22 protein-coding genes are annotated in these 25,620 nt (G+C 48.9%); 13 read left to right on the forward strand and 9 right to left on the reverse strand.

Going from position 1 to position 25,620, the window contains the following annotated elements; translation table 11 throughout:
* The first annotated feature begins 100 nt into the window (after positions 1 to 100).
* Both HMPREF0860_RS05525 and HMPREF0860_RS05530 read left to right on the forward strand, forming a co-directional pair.
* The gene (locus HMPREF0860_RS05525; protein WP_021329225.1) at positions 101 to 1,414 is read left to right on the forward strand and encodes a cyclic nucleotide-binding domain-containing protein; all 1,314 of its coding nucleotides are present in this window, start codon (positions 101 to 103) and stop codon (positions 1,412 to 1,414) included.
* Between the two features lie 39 nt (positions 1,415 to 1,453).
* A complete protein-coding gene (locus tag HMPREF0860_RS05530) occupies positions 1,454 to 2,908 on the forward strand; it encodes an NFACT RNA binding domain-containing protein (RefSeq protein ID WP_021495574.1) in 1,455 nt (484 codons plus the stop codon).
* Positions 2,909 to 2,996: 88 nt separating this feature from the next.
* On the opposite strand, the gene HMPREF0860_RS05535 is transcribed toward HMPREF0860_RS05530, so the two are convergent.
* Positions 2,997 to 5,060 (reverse strand): DEAD/DEAH box helicase, encoded by a 2,064-nt coding sequence (locus HMPREF0860_RS05535; RefSeq protein ID WP_021329217.1) that lies wholly within the window; start codon positions 5,058 to 5,060, stop codon positions 2,997 to 2,999.
* Between the two features lie 373 nt (positions 5,061 to 5,433).
* Positions 5,434 to 6,339: a phosphatase PAP2 family protein gene (locus tag HMPREF0860_RS13225; protein WP_162146999.1), complete on the reverse strand. Its 906-nt coding sequence runs from the start codon at positions 6,337 to 6,339 to the stop codon at positions 5,434 to 5,436.
* A gap of 206 nt (positions 6,340 to 6,545) precedes the next feature.
* Here HMPREF0860_RS13225 and HMPREF0860_RS05545 point away from each other — a divergent pair, with 206 nt between their 5' ends.
* Positions 6,546 to 7,724, forward strand: coding sequence for a branched-chain amino acid aminotransferase (locus tag HMPREF0860_RS05545; RefSeq protein WP_021329228.1), 1,179 nt, complete (start codon positions 6,546 to 6,548; stop codon positions 7,722 to 7,724).
* A gap of 91 nt (positions 7,725 to 7,815) precedes the next feature.
* On the opposite strand, the gene HMPREF0860_RS05550 is transcribed toward HMPREF0860_RS05545, so the two are convergent.
* Positions 7,816 to 9,387 carry an SPOR domain-containing protein gene (locus HMPREF0860_RS05550; protein WP_021329226.1) on the reverse strand — a complete coding sequence of 524 codons (1,572 nt, stop codon included), beginning with the start codon at positions 9,385 to 9,387 and terminating at the stop codon, positions 7,816 to 7,818.
* A gap of 20 nt (positions 9,388 to 9,407) precedes the next feature.
* Complete coding sequence (locus HMPREF0860_RS05555; RefSeq protein WP_021329218.1) at positions 9,408 to 9,932, reverse strand: hypothetical protein; 525 nt, start codon at positions 9,930 to 9,932, stop codon at positions 9,408 to 9,410.
* A 422-nt stretch (positions 9,933 to 10,354) separates the two neighbouring features.
* On the opposite strand from HMPREF0860_RS05555, the gene HMPREF0860_RS13230 reads away from it, so the two are divergent.
* From HMPREF0860_RS13230 to HMPREF0860_RS05590, 7 genes are all read left to right on the forward strand, one after another.
* Entirely contained in the window at positions 10,355 to 12,130 is a 1,776-nt protein-coding gene (locus HMPREF0860_RS13230) for an SUMF1/EgtB/PvdO family nonheme iron enzyme (RefSeq protein ID WP_021329229.1), read from the forward strand.
* A 118-nt stretch (positions 12,131 to 12,248) separates the two neighbouring features.
* Positions 12,249 to 14,042, forward strand: a complete 1,794-nt coding sequence (pyk, locus tag HMPREF0860_RS05565; RefSeq protein ID WP_021495577.1) for a pyruvate kinase — start codon at positions 12,249 to 12,251, stop codon at positions 14,040 to 14,042.
* A gap of 380 nt (positions 14,043 to 14,422) precedes the next feature.
* Positions 14,423 to 15,343, forward strand: a complete 921-nt coding sequence (locus HMPREF0860_RS05570) for a helix-turn-helix transcriptional regulator (protein ID WP_021329227.1) — start codon at positions 14,423 to 14,425, stop codon at positions 15,341 to 15,343.
* A gap of 59 nt (positions 15,344 to 15,402) precedes the next feature.
* Positions 15,403 to 16,191: an ABC transporter permease gene (locus tag HMPREF0860_RS05575; protein WP_021329223.1), complete on the forward strand. Its 789-nt coding sequence runs from the start codon at positions 15,403 to 15,405 to the stop codon at positions 16,189 to 16,191.
* A complete protein-coding gene (locus HMPREF0860_RS05580) occupies positions 16,172 to 17,203 on the forward strand; it encodes an ABC transporter ATP-binding protein (protein ID WP_021495576.1) in 1,032 nt (343 codons plus the stop codon). Before HMPREF0860_RS05575 ends, HMPREF0860_RS05580 begins: the two co-directional genes overlap by 20 nt.
* Positions 17,200 to 17,991, forward strand: a complete 792-nt coding sequence (locus HMPREF0860_RS05585; RefSeq protein ID WP_021331091.1) for an ABC transporter permease — start codon at positions 17,200 to 17,202, stop codon at positions 17,989 to 17,991. Before HMPREF0860_RS05580 ends, HMPREF0860_RS05585 begins: the two co-directional genes overlap by 4 nt.
* A 144-nt stretch (positions 17,992 to 18,135) precedes the next feature.
* Entirely contained in the window at positions 18,136 to 18,315 is a 180-nt protein-coding gene (locus tag HMPREF0860_RS05590) for a hypothetical protein (protein WP_038081577.1), read from the forward strand.
* Positions 18,316 to 18,355: 40 nt separating this feature from the next.
* Here HMPREF0860_RS05590 and HMPREF0860_RS05595 read toward each other — a convergent pair whose 3' ends face one another.
* Positions 18,356 to 19,009 (reverse strand): RluA family pseudouridine synthase, encoded by a 654-nt coding sequence (locus tag HMPREF0860_RS05595; protein ID WP_021495578.1) that lies wholly within the window; start codon positions 19,007 to 19,009, stop codon positions 18,356 to 18,358.
* Between the two features lie 29 nt (positions 19,010 to 19,038).
* On the opposite strand from HMPREF0860_RS05595, the gene HMPREF0860_RS13235 reads away from it, so the two are divergent.
* Positions 19,039 to 20,229 (forward strand): hypothetical protein, encoded by a 1,191-nt coding sequence (locus HMPREF0860_RS13235; protein ID WP_021331061.1) that lies wholly within the window; start codon positions 19,039 to 19,041, stop codon positions 20,227 to 20,229.
* 14 nt (positions 20,230 to 20,243) lie between these two features.
* Here the strand turns inward: HMPREF0860_RS13235 and HMPREF0860_RS05605 are convergent, their stop codons facing one another.
* Entirely contained in the window at positions 20,244 to 20,894 is a 651-nt protein-coding gene (locus tag HMPREF0860_RS05605; RefSeq protein ID WP_021331066.1) for a PTS sugar transporter subunit IIA, read from the reverse strand.
* Positions 20,895 to 20,997: 103 nt separating this feature from the next.
* Positions 20,998 to 21,426, reverse strand: a complete 429-nt coding sequence (locus HMPREF0860_RS05610) for a cytidine deaminase (RefSeq protein ID WP_021331082.1) — start codon at positions 21,424 to 21,426, stop codon at positions 20,998 to 21,000.
* Positions 21,427 to 21,496: 70 nt separating this feature from the next.
* Between HMPREF0860_RS05610 and HMPREF0860_RS13240 the strand changes: the two genes are divergently transcribed.
* Together HMPREF0860_RS13240 and HMPREF0860_RS05620 are read left to right on the forward strand one after the other, a co-directional pair.
* Entirely contained in the window at positions 21,497 to 22,558 is a 1,062-nt protein-coding gene (locus HMPREF0860_RS13240) for a hypothetical protein (protein WP_021331088.1), read from the forward strand.
* Positions 22,559 to 22,568: 10 nt separating this feature from the next.
* Positions 22,569 to 23,444 (forward strand): peptidoglycan DD-metalloendopeptidase family protein, encoded by an 876-nt coding sequence (locus HMPREF0860_RS05620; protein ID WP_021331060.1) that lies wholly within the window; start codon positions 22,569 to 22,571, stop codon positions 23,442 to 23,444.
* On the opposite strand, the gene HMPREF0860_RS05625 is transcribed toward HMPREF0860_RS05620, so the two are convergent.
* Both HMPREF0860_RS05625 and mnmA read right to left on the reverse strand, forming a co-directional pair.
* Positions 23,441 to 24,232: a MetQ/NlpA family ABC transporter substrate-binding protein gene (locus HMPREF0860_RS05625; protein WP_021331062.1), complete on the reverse strand. Its 792-nt coding sequence runs from the start codon at positions 24,230 to 24,232 to the stop codon at positions 23,441 to 23,443. The two genes, HMPREF0860_RS05620 and HMPREF0860_RS05625, sit on opposite strands and share 4 nt — an antisense overlap.
* Positions 24,233 to 24,326: 94 nt before the next feature.
* Positions 24,327 to 25,502: a tRNA 2-thiouridine(34) synthase MnmA gene (gene mnmA / locus HMPREF0860_RS05630; protein ID WP_021331072.1), complete on the reverse strand. Its 1,176-nt coding sequence runs from the start codon at positions 25,500 to 25,502 to the stop codon at positions 24,327 to 24,329.
* Between the last annotated feature and the right edge of the window lie 118 nt (positions 25,503 to 25,620).

The raw sequence follows: 25,620 nt of genomic DNA on the forward strand, positions 1-25,620 counted from the left end.
GTTTAGAAATTTTTTCTTACAACATACACCGCTCCACCGGTGACCGCGGCCACTCCCATAAGAATAGAAAAAAAGTAAATATATCTGCTATAATAGCCACATGAAAAAGATACTCGTTGTCTCATCGAATGAAAAGATTATCGACACGGTACGGGAAGGCTGTACCGCATTTTCGGACGACTTCGGCATCGACATCAAAACGGATATCGATGATATCATCAGCTATATCAATTATGAACTGCCGGAAATAAAAATACTCGACTACACTTCCGCAAACATCGACTGTGCTAAAATTCTTTCCGAAGTGAACGACGATCCGTGGCTGCACTACGGCGGTATCATCGCAGTCTGCAAAGACAGAAAGCAGATGCGAGAGCTCGAAGAACTGAAAGATTCGAACATCCTTTCAATTCAAACGATAAACGATTTTTCAGTTCATTTTATTCACCTGCTGCGTATCCTGTGGCAAAATCAAAAGTTTCTGTTGAGCCGCGGCATGCAGGAGGATTTCGGCGGAGAAGAAAACGGTACTTTCGTCTGCGGTAATGATCCGCTCGATATCAGATTTTACACATCGTTTCTTATTAATTATTTATACAGCACGAATCGCATAAACAGCGACGACCGCAGCGATCTCCAGATGACGCTTACCGAACTCTTAACAAACGCGCTCGAACACGGAAACTTACATATCTCGTACGATGAAAAAACAAAATGGATGAAAGAGCACGGAGATGTATTCAGCCTCATCACGGAGCGCGCCGCCGATCCGCGATACGCGAATAAGCAGATTACGATCACGTATGCGATCGGAAAACAAAAATCGACCATATCGATTCAGGACGAAGGAGACGGTTTCGATTGGCGAAAATATATCGGCAACAAAAACGTGCCCGACGGAGAATTGCACGGCAGAGGCATCAGTCTCGCGTCGGAGCTCGTTTCGAAAATCGCGTACAACGAAAAAGGCAATCAAGTGGTATTCGAAATCGCCAACAGAATCGACGAATCGAACACGGTGCCGCAAGCCATGTCGAATTTCGAAACGGTGACGTACACCGACAAACAAATCGTCTGCCGTCAAAACGAGGCGACGACCGACCTTTTCTTTATCGTATCGGGACGTTACGCCGTTTATTCGGGACGCAAGCTCGTTACCGTCATGTCGCCGAACGACGTGTTCATCGGCGATATGTCCTTTTTGCTCAACGACAAACGATCGGCAACGATCCTCGCCGTCGGCAACTGCAAACTTATTAAAATTCCGAAAGGCGATTTTCTTCAAATGATACGGAAAAATCCGCACTACGGTTTATTCCTTTCACGGATGCTCGCACAGCGCCTCGAAAAACAAACGCACCGGACAATTCAACTGAACGAACAGATTGCAAAACTGCAGGGAAGCGAAAAATAGTTTTTCAAATTATACTACCGTATCACCGGAGAAAATACCGTGTCGCTCAACTGCAACGAAATAAACGCAATCCTCTCGGAACTCGACCTCGAAGGTACTTTTATTCAAGACATCATTCAGCCCGGTTACGATACGCTCGTGCTCTGCACGTATAAAAACGGAAGGGCGCTCACGCTTTTTATCTGCACCGCGCACGCTTCATGCCGCATACACGAGACGAAACGGAAAATCACGCGGAACGATAAGCCGCTGCGCTTTATGGAATTTTTAAAATCGCACATCAAAGGCTCCCGGATTACATTCTGCGCTCAAGTCGGTTTTGAGCGGATTATTAAAATGACGCTTACGCACGCCGACGAAAATTTTATCATGTACATACGTTTGTGGAGCGGAGCTGCAAATATCGTATTGTGTACGGAATCGAACATAATCCTCGATACGATGTATCGCCGTCCTGCAAAGGGCGAAATCGCAGGCGGTACCTTTGCGCTTCCCGAAGGCGAGAGAGCGTCCCTACAAAAAGAGCATCCCGTCCGCACGTTCGGCGATGTTGAAGAGCGCTACGCAAGGGAACATCCCGATGCCGCCCCTCTTTCGTTTAACGAAAAAGTCGATATGTGGTACGGTGAGCATGCCCGCTCTCTTTCCCGCGCGGCACTTTTGGCGCAGGCGGAAAAATGGTATGCCGCACAAAAATCGAAAAAAGAAGGGGCGCTCGAACGGCTGAAAGCAAAACGGGAATCTTTTAAAAATGCAGGGCAATACAAACATCAGGGCGATTTGATATTATCTTTCGGACACTTGCTCGACGGCAAAAGCGAATTTCTCGAATGCGAAGATTACGATACCGGAGGAAGGGTTAGGATCAAAATCGATCCGAAAAAAAACGCGCAGGAAAATGCGGCGGCATATTACGAGCGCTATCGGAAAGAAACGAGAGGAGCGGAACAGCTCATTCACGATATCGAAATCGAAGAAAAGGAGATCGCAGCCCTCGACAAACGCTACGGCGACATCATACGCGAACAAAATCCCGTAAAGATAGAACAGATGCTCAGACGGAACACAAAACCGGAGCAGCAAAAGAAAAAAGCGCATCCGGGTCTCGACTACACGGTCGACGACTGGTACATCATCGCGGGGCGCGACGCGAACGAAAACGACGAACTTTTACGCCGCCACGTCCGAGGTGAAGATATGTGGCTGCACGCACGCGACTTTCCGGGCGGCTACGTTTTTATTAAAAACCGGCCGGGAAAAACCGTACCGCGCGATGTGCTGCTCGACGCGGCAAACCTTGCAGTCTACTATTCGAAGGGACGCAAAGCGGGAAAAGCCGACGTCTATTATACGAAAGTAAAATATCTCCGCCGCGCGAAAAACGGGCAGAAAGGGCTTGTGCTTCCGACACAGGAAAAAAATATTTTCGTCGCACTCGATCAGAGGCGGCTCGACCGCCTCGACGATATCCGGCGGGAATTGTCGCACGAATAAAACCGCCGAACGACGCGCACAAAACGAACGAAGTTCTCGCCGAAAACGCAGCCGTATCGATTGCTATTTTTAAAAATCGACGTTCGACCTAAAAGCGTTCCGCCCTTCCAGACGATTTACGCCTATACAAACCTGCGCTTCCGCTCCGCTCCGTCGGCGTATGTACGTTCGGCCTACCGTGCGCTCTGAATTTTTTTTCGCCGAAACCGCCCGCGCTCCTTTCAAAACGTCCCGCTTTCTTTTTTCCGCCGAAAGATTCGCCTGTGCTTCGAAACGATGAACGCGATTTTTTTTCAAAGCCGCCGGATTTCGAATCGACGTGTATGTGCGGAACGTCGCCGCCCCTTTTGGACAGTTCGAGCGCTTTTTTTGCCGAATCGGCGGGAAGACTCAACAGCGTAAAATTTGCGGCCATATCGATGCGGTCGACGAAGCGCCCCGGAATATGCAGGAGATCGCTGAAATAATCCGCAATTTCGCGCGGACCGTATCCGTCGCGCCGTCCCATCTGCACGTAGAGGCGCACTTGATCGCCGGCCTCTCCGAACGAAGCGCGGTTTCGCCCCGCTTCGCCTTTTTGACGTGCAATCTTTCCGTAGCGGGAAACATCGAGCGATGTGCCGTAGAGTACGGACATAACCGCCGCAAGCACGTCTTGGGCGTCGTTGTCTTTGCACAGCTCTTTCGCCATTTCCGCAAACAGAGAATCGGCTTTGATGAGCGCCGTCTTTTGAACTTCCGCATCATCATGCGTTTCCGTATCGTTCTGCGCGTTCGCGTCGGCTGCCGCAGCCTCAACGGACACATCGTTTTGCCCATCCGCATCGGGCACACCGTACATATCGCTTTCGGCATTCGAAGCGGAGATATCCGTCTGTGCATCGGAATTATTAATTATTAATTTATCGGCATCATCCGATTCCAAAATGCGATCGTGCCGCGGAGACAAGCCGATATCGCTTTTAAGTTTATCGAAAAGCCGCTCCCGTTTTTTTGCGACGACTTCTTCGACCGTCGGAACGGCTTCTTCTTTTAGTTCGCCCTTCGTGCTTTTTCGGATCGCGTTTTGCATATAGCTGAGTTTGCGCTTCCGCTCTTCGGGACGGACAAAGGTGATCGCCGTTCCCGCAGCTCCCGCCCTGCCCGTGCGTCCGATACGGTGCACGTACGTCGCACCGTCGAACGGAAGGGAATAATTGACGACGTGGCTTAAGCCCGTGATATCGATACCGCGGGCGGCGACGTCGGTCGCGACGAGAATGCGCGTTTTTTTTCGGCGGAATCTCGCGAGGATCTTTTCGCGCTGGCTCTGCACAACGTCTCCGTGGAGAGCTGCGACTTCGTAGCCGCGTTCGTCGAGTTGGCGCGCGACGGTGTCGGCGTCCATCTTCGTCTGCGTAAAGACGAGGCCGTAAAAATCGTCGGCAATATCGATGAGGCGCACGAGGGCGTCTATCTTTTCGCTTTCGCGGAGCACCCAAAATTTCTGCTCGATGAGCAGCGGCTCGTCGACGACGCCTTCTTCTTCGACGATTTCGTATTCGCCCATAAATTGAGAAGCGATTTTGAGAATCGGAGCAGGCATCGTCGCGCTGAAAAGCAGGATGCGGCTCGCGGGATTGGCTTTTTCGAAAATCGCTTCGATATCTTCGATAAAACCCATATCGAGCATTTCATCGCCTTCGTCGAGGATAAAATAATCGATTTTGCCGATGTCGAGCGTACCGCGTTCGATGTGATCCTGAATACGGCCGGGTGTACCGACGACGATTTCAACGCCGCGTTTCAAATCGCGTATCTGCGACAGCATCGACGCGCCGCCGTAGACGACGCAAGTGCGCGGAAACGTTCCGTCTGTGAACGACTGCATTTCGGTGCACGTCTGAACGGCAAGTTCCCGCGTCGGCTCAAGGATGAGCGCTTTGACGTGATCGCTTCCGCCCCTCAAGCGCTGCACGAGAGGCAAGCCGAACGCGGCAGTTTTTCCCGTTCCCGTACGCGCTCTCGCGATGACGTTTGCGTCTCCGTCCAAAAGGCGCGGGATTGCAAGAACTTGAATCGGAGAAGGAGTGATAAAGCCTTTACGGGCTACTGCGGCCAGGGTCTGTTCGTCCAGACCGAGGTCTTCGAAAGAGATGTCTTCTGAATCCATGTGTATACCTGTACCCTGCGGGCAAACGCCCGCCCGTTATTCGTGCGGAGGGTTTAATACCCCGACGCTCTGCGTCGTAACAAAGGGTATTAAAACCGACTGCAACCACTTTATGAGAACAACATACCCCGATGCCGCTTGAAGCTTCGCTGCGAGGCTACGTCGGGGTTGTTGATTTGTGTGACGGGACTGACAGGAAGCACTATACAGGATCCGGAAAATCGATAGATGCGGCTTTACACGCCGCGCATGCGTCCATCAGACACAGCACACATAATGACACAATAGCGTAAATGTAAAACTATTACAAGTGAAAATCGTGATATAATTTGAAATATTTCGCATTTATTGTTGTTTTCTGCCGGATTTTTTGTTAAAACCTGACGACGGCTTGAAATCCGTTCGGAAGTACGGTAAGTGAAGCGCCCCTTTTCTTTTTCGCAGACGAATCCTTTGTGCCGATGCCGATCCGGTGCAAAAGCGGCACGCCGATACCGAAAACCGTACCGAAAGCGGCACCGAAAAGCACGTCGGTTAAAAAATGATTGCCGCTGGAAAGACGCAGCACGGCGACCGTCGCCGCAAGCGCATAAGATCCGGCACTCACGGGAATATTCCACAGCGAGCGGGGAAAATACATCGCAAACACAAAGCTCGTAAACGAAGCTGCGGCAAAGGCTTGCATCGTGTGTCCCGACGGAAAAGAATTGTTCCAATCTCCCGAATCGACGTACTTTTGCGGATAACCGTCGAAGTACATATAGGGACGCGGACGAAACGTAAGCGATTTTATCAAATCCTTTACGACGTGCGTGAGGAGCATCGTTTCGGCGTACATGAGACCGATCGTAATCCATTCGCGCTTGTCGACGGAGGCAAACACGAGCGGCGTCGCCATCGTACATCCTATAAACACATCTCCCGTTATATCAAGCGCGCGCGAATACGGCCGCATCGCCCAGCGGTCGAATGCGCTCACATCGTCACGATCGTACAGAGCGCCGTCGAAACGTCGATCGTTTTTTAAACGATGCAGATTGAGATCGACAACGAAAAGCCCGATACCGCTTCCGATGAGGATCGGATCCGTTATAGGATTTAATACGAAGTAATCGCCCGATCCCACGAGATACGGAAAAAAGCTGTTCGGCGAACGTTCGGCGTTCGGCGTTTCATTGTCGGAAAGGCTCGCTTCGGGCAGCGCAAAAAAAGCGTCGTCCGGGTATGCGAAAGCGCACGAAAGCGCGGTAAAGACACAGATTGCAAAAATCGACTTCATCACTCGCGCATTATACGAAAACACGGCGGCGCTGTCCACTAATCGCGCACAACGGTTTCGGATAATACGCGAAAGTATACGCAGGCGGTTATTATGGAACACTATTGCAAACATATTGAAAAAAAAGTTCGTGCGCGCTAAAATCGAATTAATTTTTATTAACACGTCCGCAGCGGCAAAGCGGCGGCGCATTTTGGAGCGTGGATATGGCGACGATAAAAGCGGTAAAAAAATCGACAAAGACGGCGACGGCCGGTGCTAAAAAAGCGGCGGCATCGAAAGCGACGGCAAAAAAAACGGTGAAACAGACGGTAAAATCCGCGGCAAAAAAACAGACGACGGCAAAGCCTGCGTCAAAAAAATCGATTAAAAAAATCGACTGGGCAAATCTCCCCTTCGGCTATATGAAGACGGACAAGCGTTTCGTCGCCGAATTTAAAAACGGCAAGTGGAACGCCGGCAAACTCACTTCCGACGATACGGTTTCCCTTTCCGAATGCGCGGGCGTCCTGCAGTATGCGCAAACCTGCTTTGAAGGTCTCAAAGCGTACACGACCGAAGACGGCCGCATCGTTACGTTCCGACCGAACTTAAACGCCGAACGCATGGAGCGCTCGTGCGAACGCCTCGAAATGCCCGTGTTTCCGAAAGAACGTTTCGTCGAAGCAGTCCTCTCCGTCGTAAAAGCAAATAAAGCTTACGTGCCGCCTTACGGAAGCGGCGCGACGCTCTATATCCGTCCCTATATGTTCGGTGCAAATCCCGTCATCGGCGTAAAGCCTGCCGACGAATATCAATTCCGCATCTTCGTCACTCCCGTCGGCCCGTATTTTAAAGGCGGCGTCAAATCGATCGTCGTACGCATTTCCGACTCCGATCGCGCAGCACCTCGCGGAACGGGCGACATTAAAGCGGGCATCAATTACGCGATGAGTTTGCACAACATCGTCGACGCGCATAAAAACGGATTTGCCGAAAACATCTACCTCGATCCCGCCACTCATACGTTTATCGAAGAGACGGGCGGCGCAAATGTTCTCTTTATCACGCATGACGGTAAAATCGTCACTCCGAAATCCGATACGATCCTTCCGTCGATCACGCGCCGTTCACTCGTGTACATCGCGGAAAACATCCTGCACATCCCCGTCGAAGAGCGGAAAGTCGACAAAGGCGAGCTTGCATCGTTTGCCGAATGCGGCCTGTGCGGAACGGCGGCGGTTATCTCTCCCGTGTGCAGCATATACGATCACGGCAGGAACATACGCTTTCCCTCCTGCGAAAACGGCATGGGCCCCGTACTCAAAAAGCTTTACGACACGCTTACGGGTATACAGATGGGACATATCCCCGCGCCGAAAGGCTGGATATACGAAGTAAAATAATCGAGTCTTATATAGTAGGGGCTGTCTCAAAAGTCGGTTACTTTTTCAACAGCCCCTTTATTAATAATTATTAATTACCGCACGCTTGCGTTCAGCGTATTTTTCGAATAAACGCATCCTTGTAACCGTACGATTTAAAGCGCTCCAAAACGACCGCGTATTCGTCGACGGAAAGCGGTCCGATCATAACCTGCGTCGCGCCCCCCGATGCGAGAGGTACGAGCGTTACGGGATAATCGCGGCCGTACTTGCCGAGCGTTTCGCGGATATTGGACGGAGCCGAAAAAGCCGCTATCTGCACGTAATAGGTTCCTTTGTCGAGCGACGAAAGATTTTCCGCAGTACGTGCGCCGTACTCGTGCGCTATCGAAGCTGCAGTCGCAGATGCGAGCGCAGCGCCGGATGACGAAACGGAAACCGAGCTTTCGGCGGCGACCGTCGTGCTTTCGACTTCGGTTTGTACGGTTTCGCTCGTTTGACTTTTGACAGACGTTTCATCCGTACTTTTCGTGCTGCGATCGTCATCATCTTGTGTAAGCACGATTGCAGTATAGGAATTGTCGTCGGCGGGAGGTACGCTTTCGACGGGTTCGGCGATAAGTGCTTCCGCTTCGTCTGCCCGAGCTTCGTCGCTTTTTTGCGCCGGATCGCTTGCGATATCCGCTATTTCTTCAGGCGGAGAAACGGCTTCGATCTTTTCATCGGAAATCGCTTCTTCGACGGGAGATGCGTTTTCGGCAAGTGCGGCATCTTCAACCGCCGCGGGCGTTTCATCCGTTTCCGCTTCCGTTACGACGGGCTCATCCGTCACTCGGCTTTCGTCTGCCGTTTCCGATTCCGTCGGTATGTCTTCCGCTATCGCTTCCGAAATTTCCCGTGTATCTTCGGGCATATCTTCTGCGATAATTTTTTCATCGGGCACCGCTTCTTCGGTCGCGCTTATCGTTTCGGGTACGGCTTCGCTTTCATCGGAAGCTTCCTCTTGCACAGCCGTTTCCTCGGCGATGCGTTCGCTCACTTCATCATCGGCTTCCGTCACAATCGGTTCGTCGCTCACGCGCTCATCGGAAATCGCCTCAGCTTCCGCAATATCGCTTTCAGCCTTAGCGAGCTCCGAGCCCGCGCTTTCAAGGCCGGTTTCCGCCCGTTCCGTATCGTCTTCGGCTTCGGCAATCAATTCCCCCGCTTCCGGTTGTTCCGTATGCTCTTCGCCGGCATTTTCATCCGCACTATCTTCACGTCCAGCGTCGGCTTTAGGCTCCGCACTCGACGAAAGACCGGATGAAAGCGGCACCTCCCCTTGGGCGATAACGGCCGTTCCCGAAACCGCTTCGTCGAGCTGCCCGCTCCGCTTTGTGATTTTTACGATGACGTTCGAATCTTTTACGATGCCGAGTTCCGCCGCTGCTTCCGGCGACAACAGAATCGCAACGCCTTCCGATTGGTCGAGCGAACCTACGACGAGGATATCGAGCGTCTTTTCCGATGCGAGGTTCGACACTATAATGCTGTCGCCCGGAAGATAGCCGACCGTCTTTGCAAAATAACCTTCGGGCAGCGTACCGGGATCGGCGACGACGGCGCGTCCGTCGAGCGAAGGGCTGAACGATGCAAACAGCAGACAGCCGATCAATAAAAAAAGCAGATTGATCTTTTTTACCATGACTCTATCCTTATCGCTTGTCAGCGTTTCGATTTTTTATCGATGTCCTTACGTATCGCTTTCCGCATCGCTTCCGCGATCGAAGCCGCGTATTCTTTGACGCCTGCGGCATCCGTCTTTCCCGATGCGGGTTTTCGAACTTTCGCTTTCGCCTCCGCGATCTTTTTTCCCGTCTTTACGTCGGCGATCGTCCAACTCACGCGCTCAAGATCCTTGAGCGATATGTGTGCCGGATCGCGGGAAGCTTTGCCGCTGTAAAAAAGCCGCAGCTCGACAAAATAGTCAGCTCCTCCCGTGACGGCAAACGCATACGCCGTCCTCCACAGGTTTTCCGCAGCTTCCGGAACGATCACGACGGCAGGCTCGTTCGTAACGATATCGCCGAAATTAAAAAAGTAATCGAGAATTTGATCTTCGATGACGAGCGTCTGTTCGCGTACCGTATCGAGCGCATCGTTATGCTGGACGACTTGAAACGAAATATCGGTTCCCCACGAGCAAACGCCGCACAAAAGCGAACACAGCGCTATCGATAATTTTTTCACGGATTCCTCCCTGTGTCTATTATCCACACTCTTATCATCGGAATAAAAGAAGGGCGTGTTTAGATTTTTTTACAGGCGGGGGAAGTCTCCCCCTCGCTCCCGCCCTTTTCACTCCACGAACGTAAAACTATCGTTTTCCGCCGCTCCGTTCATGCACTCGTCCGCTACCCCCTCCGGTAAGGCAAAACGGAATGCGCTACTTGTCAATCATTATTATATGCCGTATACTAAACTTATGAGAGAGCGCATACCACATCTTTCCTCCGCTTCTCCGCTGAGGACTGATTTCGCTCATCCGCCGCACACCGACCGCCCGCACATAATGGGCGCACAATATACACACCGCACCGTACGCACGAAGGACATCCCGTCCCCGTGCATTTTTTTATTTTCTTATCAATTTTCACTGAAAGGAGTTGTTTATGAAAACAAGCAAAAAAAAGGCGCATGCCTTTAAGAGAGGGGCGGCGCTCGCCATAGCCGTAGTTTTGTTCGCCGGTCTGGCGATAAGCTGTTCGAACGGCAGCGATTCCGGCGGAACGCCGAGTATCACCTATGTGCAAGTGCCCTACGACAAACTGGATGACTATCTTACAAATCAGGCATCCGAAACGGGGATTAACTACATCGAGATAACCGGCGCCATACCGGCTGCCGACTTAAAAGGTTCTGCGACCGACGCAAGCGCCTTAGGGAAAAAACTTGCCGGTGCTTCTCCTAAAAAGATAGGGCTTAAATTGCCTGAAAGCATTGAAGGTCTTACCGATATGTACCGTTGCTTTAGCGGCTGCAATAATGTGGTAGGCCTTGCGGCAATTCCTCACGGCGTTACGAGTATTGAAGACTGTTTTAGAGGCTGCACCGCCTTACAAAACGCTCCGATAATTCCTGAAGGCGTTACAGGTATGGGCAGCTGTTTTGAAAGCTGCACCGCCTTACAAGAAGCTCCGGCAATTCCTAAAAGCGTTACGGGTTTTAGCGGCTGTTTTTTCGAGTGTTCAGCCTTAAAAACGGCTCCGATAATTCCCGCAAAAGTTACGGATATGACAGAGTGTTTTTACAACTGTACCGCCTTAACGGAAGCTCCGGTTATTCCGGCGGGCGTTGTGAATATGGATAACTGTTTTGAAGGCTGCACCGCCTTAAAGACAGCCCCAATAATTCCTGCAAACGTTGCAGAGATGGCAGAATGTTTTAAAGACTGCGCCGCCTTAACGGGCGCGACGCTCAAGTGCGATTACAACGACGGACACTTTAATAACGACTTTGCCGGCTGTACAAGTCTGACGACAGGCAGCATACGGGTAAAACTGACGCAGCTTACCGCCTACAAAAATAAAGCCGCAAAGATGGGCACGCAGGCGGATAAATTTGTCGGATACACCGATGAAACCTACACGGCAGGCGGCGTAAGCTTTACGATGAAAGGCATAGAAGCCGTAACGAACGGAACTCTCGGCCGTGACGAAGAAGACCAGAACAAACCGCACACGGTAAGCCTTTCCGCTTATTACATCGGAGAAACCGAAGTAACGCAGGAGCTGTGGCAAGCGGTGATGGGCGGTAATCCGAGTCATTTTAAGGGAGCAGGAAATCCTCCCGATGAAGGGGAAAAACAGGCAAAGCGCCCTGTAGAAACCATAAGCTGGTACTTCTGCATTGCCTTTTGCAACGAGCTTACCAAAAAGGTAAACGGCGGCGCCGGTAGCGAATGCGTGTATTGGATAGACGGGAACGTCTACGACATACGCAATGCAGCGGCAGGCCAAGTACCCAACATGATTGATTGGACTAAAAAAGGCTTTAGATTGCCCACCGAAGCCGAATGGGAATGGGCTGCCAAAGGCGGTATAGATTACAAATGGGCGGGAACCGATACCGAAAGCGAACTCAAAAACTATGCGTGGTACTCTGAAAACAGCAACAACAAAACCCACGAAGTAAAGAAAAAACAGCCGAACGACTACGGCTTATACGACATGACCGGAAACGTATGGGAATGGTGCTGGGATCGGTACGGTAGTTTGTCCAATCCGCTGCCGCTAGACTATACCGGCGCTGCTACGGGTGCTATGCGTGTCTATCGCGGTGGCGCTTATGCGCACAACAAAGATAACGCCCATCGTGCCTTTCGGAACGGCGGCTTTCCTGATAAGATGGAAGACCATAGAGGCCTTCGCGTAGTGTGCAGGCCGTAATGCGATACGGGCTGTCGAAAAAGGATGCGCTTTTGAGACAGCCCTATTGCCCGAATCCGTTCAAATCATGTAATTCCCCTGTACGGACACAAAAAGCATTTTGTGCTATACTCGCATCATGTCGTTACGAAAAACAAAGATCGTCTGTTCGATAGGACCCGCAAGCAATAACGATGACATTGCGGCAAAGATGATACGCGCGGGTATGGATATCGCGCGCTTTAACTTTTCACACGGTACGCACGAAAGCCAAAAAGATATGATGGAGCGCATCCGGCGCCTGTCGCGCGAAATCGGAAAACCGGTCGCGCTTATGATGGACTCCAAAGGCCCGGAAATCAGAACGGGTATCGTGCCGGACAATAAAACGATTACGGTAAACAAAGGAGAGCGCGTCATCGTCACTGCCGACGACAGTCCCGTCACCGCGGCAAACGGAAAGGACGCGGCGCATATTTCGCTTTCGTGGCGCGACTTGCCGAAGCGTATTCAAAGCGGGCATAAAATCCTCATCGCCGACGGCCTGCTCGAATTGGACGTCGAATCTTCCGACGGAACAAAGGTCGTGTGTACGGCGGCGAATACGGCGACTATCGGCAGCAAAAAAAACGTCAACCTCATCGGTCTGCACGCGGGGCTTCCGATTATGAGCGAACAGGATAAGGCCGATATCGCGTTTTCGGTACGGATGAACTGCGACTTTATCGCCGCAAGTTTTACGAGCTTTGCGAGCGAAGTACACGAAATACGGCGCTATATCGAATCGCTCGGTTCGAATATGAAAATCATCGCCAAAATCGAAAATGAAGAGGGTCTCGACAATATCGCCGAAATTGCGCAGGCGGCCGACGGCGTTATGGTTGCGAGGGGCGACATGGGCGTGCAGCTTCCGATAGAGCGCATTCCGCTTGCACAAAAGCGCATCATCGAAGAGTGCCGCAGGGCGGGAAAGCCCGTCATCACCGCGACGCAAATGCTCGACTCGATGATAGTCAATCCGCGCCCGACAAGGGCGGAACTCACGGACGTCGCGAACGCCATTTTCGACGGCACCGACGCCGTCATGCTTTCGGGGGAAACGGCAAACGGAGCATATCCGGCCGAAGCGGTTGAAACGATGGCGCGTATCGCACAAACGGTCGAAGACAGCGAAGAATACTGCTCGCGCATCAAAGCCGCTCCCCCGATCCCTGAAGGCGACGTAACGATCGGCAGGATTATGGCGCAGATGGCGTATGAAACCGCCGACAAAACGAAAGCGCTCGTCATCATCGTCCCGACGATGAGCGGCAACACCGCTCGCATGATAAGCACGTTCCGCCCCGAACAGGCCATCCTCGCCGTCACGCCGAACGAGCAAGTACAGCGGCAAATGCTCATCGACTGGGGCGTTTTCCCGCTCGTTTCGAAAACGGCCGACGACAGCGAAGACATGGTGCAAAACGCGGTAAAGATCGCCCTCGACAACGGCTTTGGCCGCCAAAGCGACAGAATCATCCTGTGCGCGGGCATCCCGCTCGTAAGCCCGATCCCCGTAAACACGATCCGAGTTCTCCTCGTCGGAAACGTACTGGCGCGCGGCCGCTCGGGAGGAGAAGCATCCGACGTGTCCCGCGTTTCCGGAAGAATCGTAAAAGCCTCTTCGCCCGAAGACGCCGTTTCGATGCTCCGCCGCAAAACGGGCGAAATCCTCGTCTGCCCTTCCCTCGACGAAAGCTGGATCCCGATCCTCCGCCTCGTCGACGGCGTCATTTCGGAAGGCGCGAACGAAATCCCCGCCGACACGATGAAAATGATAAACACGAATATCGTTTGGCTGAACGAAGCGGGAAAAGCCGCCGGTGCGATCGAAAACGGACTGACCGTGACGATCGACGGAAAAGATCTGCTCGTGTACGAAGGGAAGATGTAGCGGGCGGAGCAGGTGAGCGGCAACAGTATGGGAAAGACGCTTCACACCGAAGAGTTCTTCATGTTCTATGTCATAATAAGCCGCTTTTTTTGTCTTTGGATTTCGAACAATGTATATATGGTCATAATCTCCGGTTGATATGTATTTATTTCTTTTATCATGCAAAAGCTTTTCAACAATTAAATATTAGCTATAATTATACTGTTTTTAAGATATTTTCCAACCTCATTTTTTGATATACTAGCTGAGTAAGCAAAAAATGAAAATCAACAAATAGCACTTAATAAAATAGGCGATTAAGATATGAAAAAATGGAAGAACAGTTTGATATAGAAATGTTAGTGAGGAATTAGAAATGATGAATCAAAAAGAGAGAAAGAATGAAACTTGAACGGCTTCTTGAAATAATTATCCATTTATTGAATCATGAAAAAGTCTCTGCAAAATACTTAGCTGAGCACTTTAACGTATCGGTCAGGACTATTCAGCGTGATATGGTAAGCATAGCCGAAGCCGGTATACCCGTGTACACCTTGGGCGGAAGGTATGGCGGCTATGCCGTTTTGGAAAATTATAAAATAAAAAACATCAACATCAAAAACAGCGAACAGCAAATTATTATAAGTGCTTTGGAAAGTCTTGCTACTTCATATACAAATGACAAGCTCAATTCCTTAATCGAAAAATATAATGCCATTATCGAAAAGGAGGGCGGGCAAAAAGTCTTTTGGGATTTTAGCGTTACAAAAGAAAATAAAAAGGTGCAAGATTCCAATATGCTTTTGGAAAAAGCCATCGGCGGTAAGAACTATATCGTTTTCGATTACCGCAATTCCGAAGGAAAAAGTTCGCATATTTGTGCGGAGCCCCTTGCAATTCATTATAAATGGTATGCATGGTATTTGTTTGCATACCTTAAAGCAACAAAAGAGTATCGAACCTTTAAGGTTGCTCGGATGCAAAACCTGGTCCTCTCAAAAGAAAGATCATTTATAAAACACGGCGATATACAACAAAAGATGAAAGAAGCCGAGCTGGCGTATTATAAAACTTGCATCAATATAGAAATCATTTTTTCCGAAAAAGAAATTCCGCTCATCGAAGAATACTTTCCAGACTCCGTTATCGAAAAACTTTCTTCACAAAAATGTAAAACCCATATTCATGTTCCTGCAAAAGAACGGCTGTGGAAGGCCTTACTCCTTAGCTTCGGAGATGCTGTAACCGTCGTATCTCCTAAAGATTATAAAGAAGAGCTTATAAAAACCGCTAAAATTTTTTTATCTAATTACGACATATAGCTGTCGCCGTCCTGTGATAATGTATTGGGTATAGATTATTTTTGGACGGATACAGTGCGATGAAAAAATATCTTTTAATATTAAAAGCCTATTTTAAAGGTTCTCTTATGAACTTAATGGAATATAAGTTCAATTTTATAAGCGGCGGAACCTTTGAACTCGTATGGCTCTTTATGTATCTCATTTTTATAGATACGATTTTTATTCATACCGAAACGGTAAACGGCTGGGATAAGTACCGAATGCTGATGCTGACCTTTCAAGGCGGACTTATGGATTCCGTTTTTACTTTTTTGATAGTGCCTGGATTAAAAAGATTGCCAGAAATGATCAATACCGGCACCTTGGATTTTATATTATTAAAACCATTGAATCAGCGTTTTACCATTTCATTTAATGAGTTTGATATTCCGCAAATAAAAAATATTATCATAAATATTACCGGTTTGACATATTGTTTTATAAAACTGAATATACGGATGACTTCTTTAAAATTATTACTGTATATTTTACTTTCGTTGAACGGCTTTTTTTTGATTTATTCGATTATGTTTATATTGATGAGTTTGGCTTTTTGGTTTATGCGGATGGATATTGTTATGGGCATAGGTTCCGAGCTGATTACCATCGGAAATAAACCTATGCAGATATATCCGCGGTTGCTTCAAAAAATTCTTATCTTTGTCATTCCGCTGTTTGTGTGCTTTAATTTTCCTATTTTGTTTGCCGTTAAAGACTTATCCGTGAGTTATATTCTCTATTCTTTTGCGGCAAGTTTTATATTTTTTTTATTATCGAATTTTATTTTTAAAGAAGGAGTAAGGCGTTATGTCGGATCAGGCAGCTAGTAACGAAAAAATTATTGTTGCAGAAAATATCTGCAAAAGTTATGCATATTATCAAAAAGATGCAGGACTTAAAGGCAGTATCAAAAATTTGTTTAAACGTAAAAAACTATATAAACCTGCGGTTAAAAATCTTTCCTTTGAAATTGCTCAAGGTTCGATAACGGGCTTAATCGGTTTAAACGGTGCAGGCAAAACGACAACACTTAAAATGTTATCCGGTTTAATATTGCCGACAGAAGGAAGTCTTACCGTCTTACAGCACAATCCTTTTGAAAAGAAAAAAGAATACCTCAGGCAAATTTCGATGGTGATGGGAAACAAGAGTCAGCTCTGGTGGGATTTGCCTGCCGTTGATTCTTTTGAGCTTAATAAAACCATTTACGAGGTTGAAGATGCCGATTACAAAAAAACGCTGCATACAATGATTGAAATACTCGGCGTACAAAAACAGGTGAATGTTCAGGTGAGAAGACTGTCTTTAGGAGAGAGAATGAAAATGGAATTGATAGCGGCTTTAATTCACAAACCGAAACTTATTTTTCTTGATGAACCGACAATAGGTCTTGATATAATTACGCAATATAACATAAGGGATTTTCTAAAACATTATTGCAATAAATATCATGCAAGCCTCATACTGACAAGTCATAATTTTAACGATATTGTTTCCCTTTGTACGGAATTGATTTTAATAAATAAGGGAGAAAAAATATATTCCGATTCTTTTATTAACTTTAAAAATAAATTTTTAAATAAAAAATATTTTATATTAAAATTAAAATTCTTGAAAGCGGATAAAATTATAAAAGCCTTGCAAGAAAAAGGTAATTTTTTTGCAGAAAAAACTGCAGAAGATACGGTTAAAATTTCTGCTGACTCAACTGCGAGTTTGGATATATTAAAAAATATTTCCAATGATTTTATTGAAGAGTTAAGCGATATTACCATTGAAAATATTTCGATGGAAGATGTTATCAGAAGATTGTATACATCGAGTGAGTCTATACTATGAATGCATATTACAAAGTTTTTAAAATAAGTTTGGCAAATCAATTGGAATATAGAGTTAATTTTATTTCCGGATTTTTATTTTCACTGTTTCCTTTTACAGTTAATGTATTGTTATGGATTGCCGTCAGTTATCAAAGTAAAGATATGCCTTTTAAAGCAGACGGTATAGTATCGTATTACTTTTTGACTTTGATAACCTACAATATTACTTCAACGGTTTCCGTATTTAAAATTTCCGATGATATAAGGCTCGGCACACTCAATCAGTATCTTATAAAACCGTATAATTATGCGCTGTATCAACTTGCTTCCGATTTACCTCATCGTTTTATTTTCATTGTTATGAATGCCCTTCCGATTACGGTTTTATATTTTTTGCTGCAAAGATATTTTGTGTTTACACTATCATTATGGAAGGCTTTATTTTTTGTGCTCTTTTTGATCGCAGGTTATCTCATCAATTTTTTAATCGATTTTTTGATAGCACTCTATAGTTTTTATTTTTCGCGTGTTTCTTCACTCTATACATCGATACGGGTACTTAAAAATATTTCTGCCGGTATTATTTTCCCGCTTGCCCTTTTACCCGAATCGGTGTTTAGTCTTTTAAAGAACTTACCCTTTGCCTTTATTTCCCATATTCCGGTAAGTCTTTTGCTTGATGACATGCCGATGCACACCGCATTTCTTTCTTTATGCAAAGCATTCGGCTGGATAACAGCGCTCGGTATTTTTTGCGCAATACTGTGGAAAAAAGGAATGAAAATCTACTCTGCTTATGGAGGATAGTGTTTTATGCATACGGTGTAAGCTGTCGGCAAAAATCAAAAAAGCTGAAATAATTTTATCACAGCGCCGGCAATATGACAGAAGCGCTTGCTGCGGCAATCTACCGCGATTTACAAAAGCGGATATTCGCGTTATAGTATGCGTATGACAATCGAAGGATACTTTGACGGAAAAACCTTTGTGCCGCTCGAAAAGCTTTCTCTAAAGCCGAATCAAAAAGTGCAGATTACGGTTCTCGACGAATTCCTCACGTCCGAAAAGCAAAAACAGATCGCCCGGAAACGGGACAAAGAGGGCGATAAAAAGGCATCGCTAAAAATCTAACCGCGTTTTTAGAGCTTTTCCCAAAACAATGAAAAATCGGCTACTGTCCGCGGATCGGTTTTCCGAAATAATCCGGCAATGCGATGCGCACGATCTTTTCTTTTCCCGAAAGCGGCAAAGAAAGCTTCGATGCGCATAAGAGCAGCCGTTTCGTACCGCAGTATTTTTTTAATAATTTATTTTTTGCAAAGTTTCCGTGTTTGTCGTCGAGCGCGATGGGACATCCTTTCTTTGCCAAGTGGATGCGTATTTGGTGCATACGCCCCGTTTCGAGCGTCAGATGAACGAGCGAAAGCGAAAGCTTTTCTCCGCCGCAGTCGATTTCGAAAACTTCGCTTACCGCATATTGCGTCACCGCCCGTTTTATCTCTCCGTGCTGCACGACATCGTCCGTTATTACACCCTGTCGCTCCGAAAAAGTTCCGATGCAAATCGCATCGTATTCTTTTTTTACCGCACGGGAAGCGACGAGCTTTGACCACTTGGCGGCAGCGCTCTTTGTTTTTGCCGCGATCATAAGACCCGACGTATCTTTATCGAGGCGGTGTACGAGAAAAATTTCGTGCCCCGTCTGTTTGGGAAGCTCTTTATCGAGCGGATGAGCGATACCTTCACCGCCCTGTACCGAAACGCCTGCGGGTTTGTTTATAATGATGATCTCTTCGTTTTCGTATACAATGGGGATCGTATTCATTTCGATAACTATAGATGAGGTACCGTAAAATGACAAGAAGCTTTGCCCGTTTTTTTTCCGCAGTCTGCACGGCTTTTATCTTCTTCTGCGGCATATCCCCCGTCGCTTCCGAAACGGTCGTCGACAACACATACGGCTGGGCGCTCGATATGCCGGAAGGTTTCAAACTTTCGGACGCGACGGACGACGGCACGTCCTACCTCTTTTCATACGCGAACGTTCCGGTCGTCACTGCGATAAAGCTCTATAAAAGCGGTACCTATGAATCGAGCGGTCAAGCTTTCGACGGTGCCGTCGGAAAACTGCCGGACGGAAGGGGCGAAAAAGAATCGTTCGAATGGCGCGGCACGGATTCGTCGCTCGGAACCTTTTCGATGACGCTCGGCGGAGTAAGCTATAAGGGCTGGGCGCTCGCGGTCGAACTTCCTTTAAATGGAACGCACATCGCAGTTTTGTGCTATGCGAACGAACGAAACGAAAAAAACTGCGAACCTTTTATCTTATCGATTTTAAACTCCCTCGCCGTCGACCGCGGAAGCTATAGGGGAGCAGGCATCGTCGCGCGCTATGCCTATCCCGCAGCCGAACGGAAAGATATAGAGCTTTCGATCAACGGACGAACGATTCGCACGAGCATCGGTGCGGAAGACGAAGAGGCAGCCGATTTCGTCATCGATATGGAATTTGCGGTTTTAAAAATGTACGCGGCAAGTCCGCTGTGGAAAGAAGCGTGGCAGCGCTATTACCGCGCGATTTTCCGCGACAGCTGCGGCCGCCTAAAGCGGACGGCCTTCGATGTGCAAAGCGCGCTCATGGAAGATGCTGCGGCCGTAAATCCCGAACATCCCGATACCGCTTTTGCATCGCTTCTTTTGACTTGGGTGCAGGGGTTTCGCTATGAGCGCAAAATAAATGCCGCGGATTTTACATCCCTTCCCGCCGCCCTCACCGGAAGCGGATCGGATTGCGACACGCGAAGTCTTTTGCTCTGCACTCTCCTGGAAAACGCGGGAACGAAGTGTGCGCTTTTCGTATCGCGCGATTACAGCCACGCTCTTTTCGGCGCCCTCGTTCCGTCCGTATCTCCGAAAGAAAATGCGCGCATGAGCTCGGGCGGAAAAGATTTTTTACTCGGAGAGACGACGGCTCACGTGTCCCTCGGTTTAATCGCTTCGGATTTCAGCGATGCGAAAAAATGGATTGCAGTGGAGCTCCCGTAAATCGCCAATCGCGCTTACGCTTCGATTAATAATTTATATACGTCGTCGGTCGTCGCGGCGTTTAAGAGGCTGTCGCGGAGCTCCTTTTTTTTGAGCTTTGCCGAAAAATACGAAAGCGTCTGCAAATAGTACGAATGCTGATTGTACGCCGCTGCTATCATAAACAAAAGGGAAACGGGTATATCGTCAATGGGTTGGAAATCAGTGACGGGCGTTTTGCACACGCCGACCGCCATAACCAAATCGGTGACGGACGAAAGGCGCACGTGCGGGATTGCGATGCCGCGCCCGATCGCCGTAGACATAAGCTCTTCCCGCTTTAAGATTTCGGAAATAAGTTCGTCGGAATGCTTTACTTGCGGCGCGCTCGAAAGCGCAGTCGCCAGTTCGACGAGCGCGTCGTGCCGTGAAGCTTGCGAAATAAAAATGATGCGGTTCGGCGCGAGTATGTTTTTTACCTGCACGACATCATCTGTCATACGTCCGATCGAAGCAGAAGAGAGGCGCTCGTTGACCCACTTTTCGACTTCCGATTTTTTAAATCGCCACACGGTTCCGATCTTGCCTGCGGGGATTTCACCGCGCTGCGCCCAATCGTAGACGGTACGGTCGGAAACGCGGAGGTAATTTGCAACTTCTTCGATGGTGAGGATTGTGTCTTCCATAGTTAAATAATTCTGTACTATTTGCGATATCTTGTCAATATTTTACATCGTTTTCATAAAAACAGCATTGTTTTATATTACACCATCTCCGAAACTGCGGGTTTCAGCTGCCACCGCCGTTCGACGCGAGTTCGTGCAAACTGTCGTAAGGATACAGCACGCCGAGCGTCGTTTTGACGCAGCGCTTCCAGTCCGGGCCGAATACGACGGGCGTTTCATCCGGCGCGAATTCGCTGAGCACTTGCCGGCACGCGCCGCAGGGGCCGACCGGATAATCGGATGCGGGCGTCGCAATTGCGATCGCGATAAAAGCGCGCACGCCTTGAGAAGCGGCGGTAAAAATAGCGCTGCGCTCGGCGCAGTTCGTAAGCCCGAAAGATCGGTTTTCGATATTTGCTCCGGTAAAAATTTTTCCGTTTTCCGTGAGCAGGGCGGCTCCGACGGGAAAATGCGAATAGGGAATGTATGCATACTTTGAAGCTTCGAGCGCTTTTTCAAAAAGAGAGTGCAGCTGTTCGTCATCGATTGTCATAAAGCCTCCAATAAAACTACGCATCAAGTCATTGACTTGTTTTCCGTATTATTATAGCATATTTTCCATCATGAAACATAAAAAAGGCGTCGCTTTTTATGTCTTTTTGGGCATCGCTTTCAGTATCGTATATATTATTTTAGCTGCACAGCCGATCGGTAGAGAACATCAGTTTATACCGCAATGGAAACTCGAATTAAACGCGCAGATGCAAAAAGCGGACGCCTCAGGCGAAAAGCCTCTGTATTTTAAGCTCGGACAGACGATGGGCTATTTTACCGAAAGCGGCACGCTTTTGTCGGTTGAAACGTTTCCGTTTAAAGCCGCAATTTCCGAACGGTATTATGCCCCGTACAATACCTACGGTTCATCGATCGATTTTTTTAAGCCGGACGGAGAAAAAGCCGGTACGATAAACGAAAGCGGTTTTCCGCTCTTCGACGAAGACCGCATCTTTGTCTTTTTAGCCGGCGGTGCTTCGTTCGTCGAGTGCAATTCCGACGGAAAGCGTATGTGGGAATACAACGGCACGGTTCCGATCACCGCTTTCGATTCGTCGTCTTCCGGCTGCGTTGCGGGATTTGCCGACGGAACGGTGAGGCAATTTTTCGCCGACGGAACGATGATTCAAAAATTTTCTCCCGGCGGGAGCGACTATCAAGTAATTCTCGGCGCCGCCCTTTCTTCCGACGGCTCGATGATCGCTTTGATTTCGGGACAAAACCGGCAACGCTTCGTGTTGATGAAAAAATACGATGCGCAGACGAAAATCGTCTTTCACGAATACATCGCGCAAAGCAGCCCTCTCCAACGCCTCGTGCAGTTCAGCAAAGACGGCTCGGTCGTGTGGTACAATTATAAAGACACGCTCGGCATCGTCGATACGAAGGGCGGCAAAGCTTCTCACCTTGCGATTCGCGGACAGGCGATTTCCCTTCAAGAATCGGGCGATCTCGTGTTCGTGCTGACAAAGGACGATGCGAAGTATACGGTATACATAATTGAAAAATTCGACACAATGAACGGATCCTTTTCATTTGACGCCGAAACCGCGTTTATCCGTACGGACGGCGACAATCTCTTTGTCGGAAAAGATTCGTCCGTTTCGCGAATACGGATTGCAAAAAATTAACGGGAAAACTATGAAACGAAAATCGATGTTTGTTGTACCGTTGCTTGCGGCACTGTTCCTTGCAGCTTTGCCGCTTACGGCGTTCGACTGGCCGCAGAACGAAGTGATGTCGGATACGTTTTATTCGTATTTCGGCCAGCTCCGCGGCGGCATAATCAGCACTTCTCTCGTCTTCGCCGACGCGTCGGACATAAAAGCCGCCGACAACGGATACGTCGTCGCTGTCATAAACGAATACGACGACGATTCGGTATTTTTCCCGTCGACGCTCGGAAACGCCGTCATACTTGCACACGACGACGACCTCATAACGGTGTACGGAAATATTGACAAGGAAACGATCCCTCCCTCTCTCTACACATCGGAAAAGGCGACAACGGGAACCGTTTTCGGTTCAAGCGGAAACGCAGGCTGGCAGCAGGGGCGCTCAAGCCTCGAATTTCAAACGATCGACACGGCGAACGGCAATGCCGTAAATCCGCGCGTCCTCATGCCGAGAATCGGCAAAGAACTCGCGCTTTCCCTCACCGGCATTACGCTCGAAAACAAGGGTATGCGTTACGATTTGCTCGTACAGAGAACGCTGCCTGCGGGATTATATCGCGTGTACCGCCAACGGCAAAGTGTCGCGATTCCGTATAAGACGCGCGTCGTCGTAAACGGCATCGTCGCCGACGAAATATCTTACGACCAGCTCATCCAAAACGGGGTCTCCGTCTATGCCGTAGGGCGAAAAAATTATCCGAAAGAAGCGCTCTACCCCGACGAGCGTCTGCAGCTTTTGGGAGAAGCGACGTTGACGCCGGGGAAAAATACGCTCGGCATCGCCCTCACCGACATCTTGGGTGCAGTAACGGCGACATCGTATTCTCTGACGATTTATTAAAATACCGCAATAACTTCGCCGTTCGGATAATGTTCGGCTATGTAATCTTTTACCTTTTGGCTCGTCATCGCTTTGACAAGCGCTTTAATGCGTTCGTCGTTTTGTAAGCCGTCTTTGACGCAGAGTATATTGACATAGGGCGAGTCCGCGCCTTCGACGAGGAGTCCGTCTTTCGAAGCGGTAAGTCCCGCGGGAAGCGCGTAATTTCCGTTGATAACCGCGGCGTCGACGTCGTCGAGCGTGCGCGGAAGGGATGCCGCTTCTATTTCGCGGAATTTGAGATTCAAGCGGTTTTCGATGATGTCGGCGGGAACGGCGGTGAGACCGGCTTTATCGTCGAGTTTGATCAAACCTTTCGACTGCAGCAAAAGCAGCGCGCGGCCTTCGTTTGTCGGATCGTTCGGAATCGCGATCACCGCTCCGTTTTGCAGATCGTCCGCACTTTTTACTTTATGCGAATACAGCGCAAGCGGTTCGATGTGGATGCCCGCAACGCTTACGAGATGAAAGCCGCGTTCTTTATTGAACGACTCCATGTACGGAAGATGCTGAAAATAATTCGCATCGATCTGCCCCGATTCGACCGCTTCGTTCGGCACGACGTAATCGGTGAATTCCTGTACTTTCAGCGTAATACCTTCTTTTGCAAGATCGTCGACGAGCAGATTGAGGATCGCCGCGTGCGGTTCGGGCGTTGCGCCGACCGTCAGCACTTTCGATTCCGATTTTTTCGAGCAGCCGACCGATACTGCGGCGGCCGCTGCAATCGCTAAAATACTCTTTTTCATAGTATTGTCTCCTAAGTTCAGTCATGGCGACTGTACAAATTATTTCCTACTTTGTCAATAGGTTAAATATCAATTTCAAACCGAATTCGATCCCTCACACATCTTTGTCGGCTCTGCGGATAATGCCGCCGCCTGCGATAACGCCGTCGATGTAGAGCACGGTGGACTGACCCGGCGCTGCGGCGTGCGCGTTCTCCGCGAACGAAATACGGTACGGCTTTCCGGCAAACGACTCCCCCGTTTGCGCCGCATAGGGTTCAACGCGAGCCCGTATCGGACGGGAAGCGAAGCGGATTTTTACGAGCGCATCGAACGGAGCATCCGGCACGACATCACCCGGCCACACGAAGTCGTCGGCGATGAGAGAGCGCGCATCCAAATCTTCGCTTCCCGAAAGGATAACGAGATTGTTTTTTGCATCGATCGAATGAACGTACAGCGGTTTCCCCGACGATACGCCGAGCCCCCTCCTCTGCCCTATCGTATAGTGTTCGATGCCGCGGTGACGGCCGAGCACGCGCCCGTCGAGATCGATGATATCGCCCGGAAGCGATTCTTTATCGGAAAACAGAGCATCGAAATATTCGGGCGAGATAAAATCTTGGCTTTCGGCTTTTTCCGAAGCAGCGAGGCGATTTTCCTTCGCAATACGGAACACGTCTTTTTTTCCGATCTCCGCGAGCGGAAAGCGCACGCGTTCGAGCGTCGCTGACGGAATCCGATACAAAAAATACGTTTGATCTTTTACGCTGTCGAGAGCCGTCGCTATCATCGCGGGTTTCGCATCGGTGTGCCAAAGCCCCGCATCCGGCCGCACGATACGCGCATAGTGACCGGTACAAAAATAATCGTAGGCGATGCCCTGCTTTTGCACGCCTTCAAGCAGCGCACCGAATTTAATAAAACGATTGCAGCGGATGCACGGATTCGGCGTTCTGCCTGCGCGGTACTCCGATTTGAAATAATCGATCACTTGTTTTTGATATTCGTCTTTAACGTCGATGACGCGATAAGGGATGCCGTTTTCATTGCAGAATTTTTCACACTCCGCTATATCTTCCGATTTATCGATACCGTAACACGAAGGACGCGATTTTTTACCGCCGGAAAGTTCGAGCAAATTACCCTTTCCTAAGGACATCGTCACGCCGATGACATTGCAGCCCCGCTGTTTGAGGAGCAGCGCCGTAACCGTCGAATCGACTCCGCCCGAAAGCCCGACGACAACCGTATCGCCCGCTTTCGGCAGCCCTTGCGCAATATAATTCATAAACGCAGTGTAATGAAAAAAAAATATTTAGGGAAGAACGAGCAAATCCGAGCAGTGCGCGACTTGCAACGAGCACGAAGTGCGAAGTTCCCCGCGCAGGATTTGCGAGTGTCTCCCA

Origin of the sequence: Treponema socranskii subsp. socranskii VPI DR56BR1116 = ATCC 35536 (assembly GCF_000468115.1) — a bacterium.
Taxonomy (GTDB): Bacteria; Spirochaetota; Spirochaetia; order Treponematales; family Treponemataceae; genus Treponema_D; species Treponema_D socranskii.

What these genes read in the sequence shown, in the direction of transcription:
- HMPREF0860_RS05625 (WP_021331062.1), bottom strand. Translation starts at nt 24,232, where the DNA reads ATGAAAAAGAGTATTTTAGCGATTGCAGCGGCCGCCGCAGTATCGGTC.
- HMPREF0860_RS05575 (WP_021329223.1), top strand. Translation starts at nt 15,403, where the DNA reads ATGAAAAAATATCTTTTAATATTAAAAGCCTATTTTAAAGGTTCTCTT.
- HMPREF0860_RS13235 (WP_021331061.1), top strand. Translation starts at nt 19,039, where the DNA reads ATGACAAGAAGCTTTGCCCGTTTTTTTTCCGCAGTCTGCACGGCTTTT.
- HMPREF0860_RS13225 (WP_162146999.1), bottom strand. Translation starts at nt 6,339, where the DNA reads ATGAAGTCGATTTTTGCAATCTGTGTCTTTACCGCGCTTTCGTGCGCT.
- HMPREF0860_RS05590 (WP_038081577.1), top strand. Translation starts at nt 18,136, where the DNA reads ATGACAATCGAAGGATACTTTGACGGAAAAACCTTTGTGCCGCTCGAA.
- HMPREF0860_RS05620 (WP_021331060.1), top strand. Translation starts at nt 22,569, where the DNA reads ATGAAACGAAAATCGATGTTTGTTGTACCGTTGCTTGCGGCACTGTTC.
- HMPREF0860_RS05570 (WP_021329227.1), top strand. Translation starts at nt 14,423, where the DNA reads ATGAAACTTGAACGGCTTCTTGAAATAATTATCCATTTATTGAATCAT.
- HMPREF0860_RS05585 (WP_021331091.1), top strand. Translation starts at nt 17,200, where the DNA reads ATGAATGCATATTACAAAGTTTTTAAAATAAGTTTGGCAAATCAATTG.
- HMPREF0860_RS05605 (WP_021331066.1), bottom strand. Translation starts at nt 20,894, where the DNA reads ATGGAAGACACAATCCTCACCATCGAAGAAGTTGCAAATTACCTCCGC.
- HMPREF0860_RS13230 (WP_021329229.1), top strand. Translation starts at nt 10,355, where the DNA reads ATGAAAACAAGCAAAAAAAAGGCGCATGCCTTTAAGAGAGGGGCGGCG.
- HMPREF0860_RS05535 (WP_021329217.1), bottom strand. Translation starts at nt 5,060, where the DNA reads ATGGATTCAGAAGACATCTCTTTCGAAGACCTCGGTCTGGACGAACAG.
- mnmA (WP_021331072.1), bottom strand. Translation starts at nt 25,502, where the DNA reads ATGAATTATATTGCGCAAGGGCTGCCGAAAGCGGGCGATACGGTTGTC.
- HMPREF0860_RS13240 (WP_021331088.1), top strand. Translation starts at nt 21,497, where the DNA reads ATGAAACATAAAAAAGGCGTCGCTTTTTATGTCTTTTTGGGCATCGCT.
- HMPREF0860_RS05545 (WP_021329228.1), top strand. Translation starts at nt 6,546, where the DNA reads ATGGCGACGATAAAAGCGGTAAAAAAATCGACAAAGACGGCGACGGCC.
- HMPREF0860_RS05610 (WP_021331082.1), bottom strand. Translation starts at nt 21,426, where the DNA reads ATGACAATCGATGACGAACAGCTGCACTCTCTTTTTGAAAAAGCGCTC.
- HMPREF0860_RS05580 (WP_021495576.1), top strand. Translation starts at nt 16,172, where the DNA reads ATGTCGGATCAGGCAGCTAGTAACGAAAAAATTATTGTTGCAGAAAAT.
- HMPREF0860_RS05550 (WP_021329226.1), bottom strand. Translation starts at nt 9,387, where the DNA reads ATGGTAAAAAAGATCAATCTGCTTTTTTTATTGATCGGCTGTCTGCTG.
- HMPREF0860_RS05525 (WP_021329225.1), top strand. Translation starts at nt 101, where the DNA reads ATGAAAAAGATACTCGTTGTCTCATCGAATGAAAAGATTATCGACACG.
- HMPREF0860_RS05595 (WP_021495578.1), bottom strand. Translation starts at nt 19,009, where the DNA reads ATGAATACGATCCCCATTGTATACGAAAACGAAGAGATCATCATTATA.
- pyk (WP_021495577.1), top strand. Translation starts at nt 12,249, where the DNA reads ATGTCGTTACGAAAAACAAAGATCGTCTGTTCGATAGGACCCGCAAGC.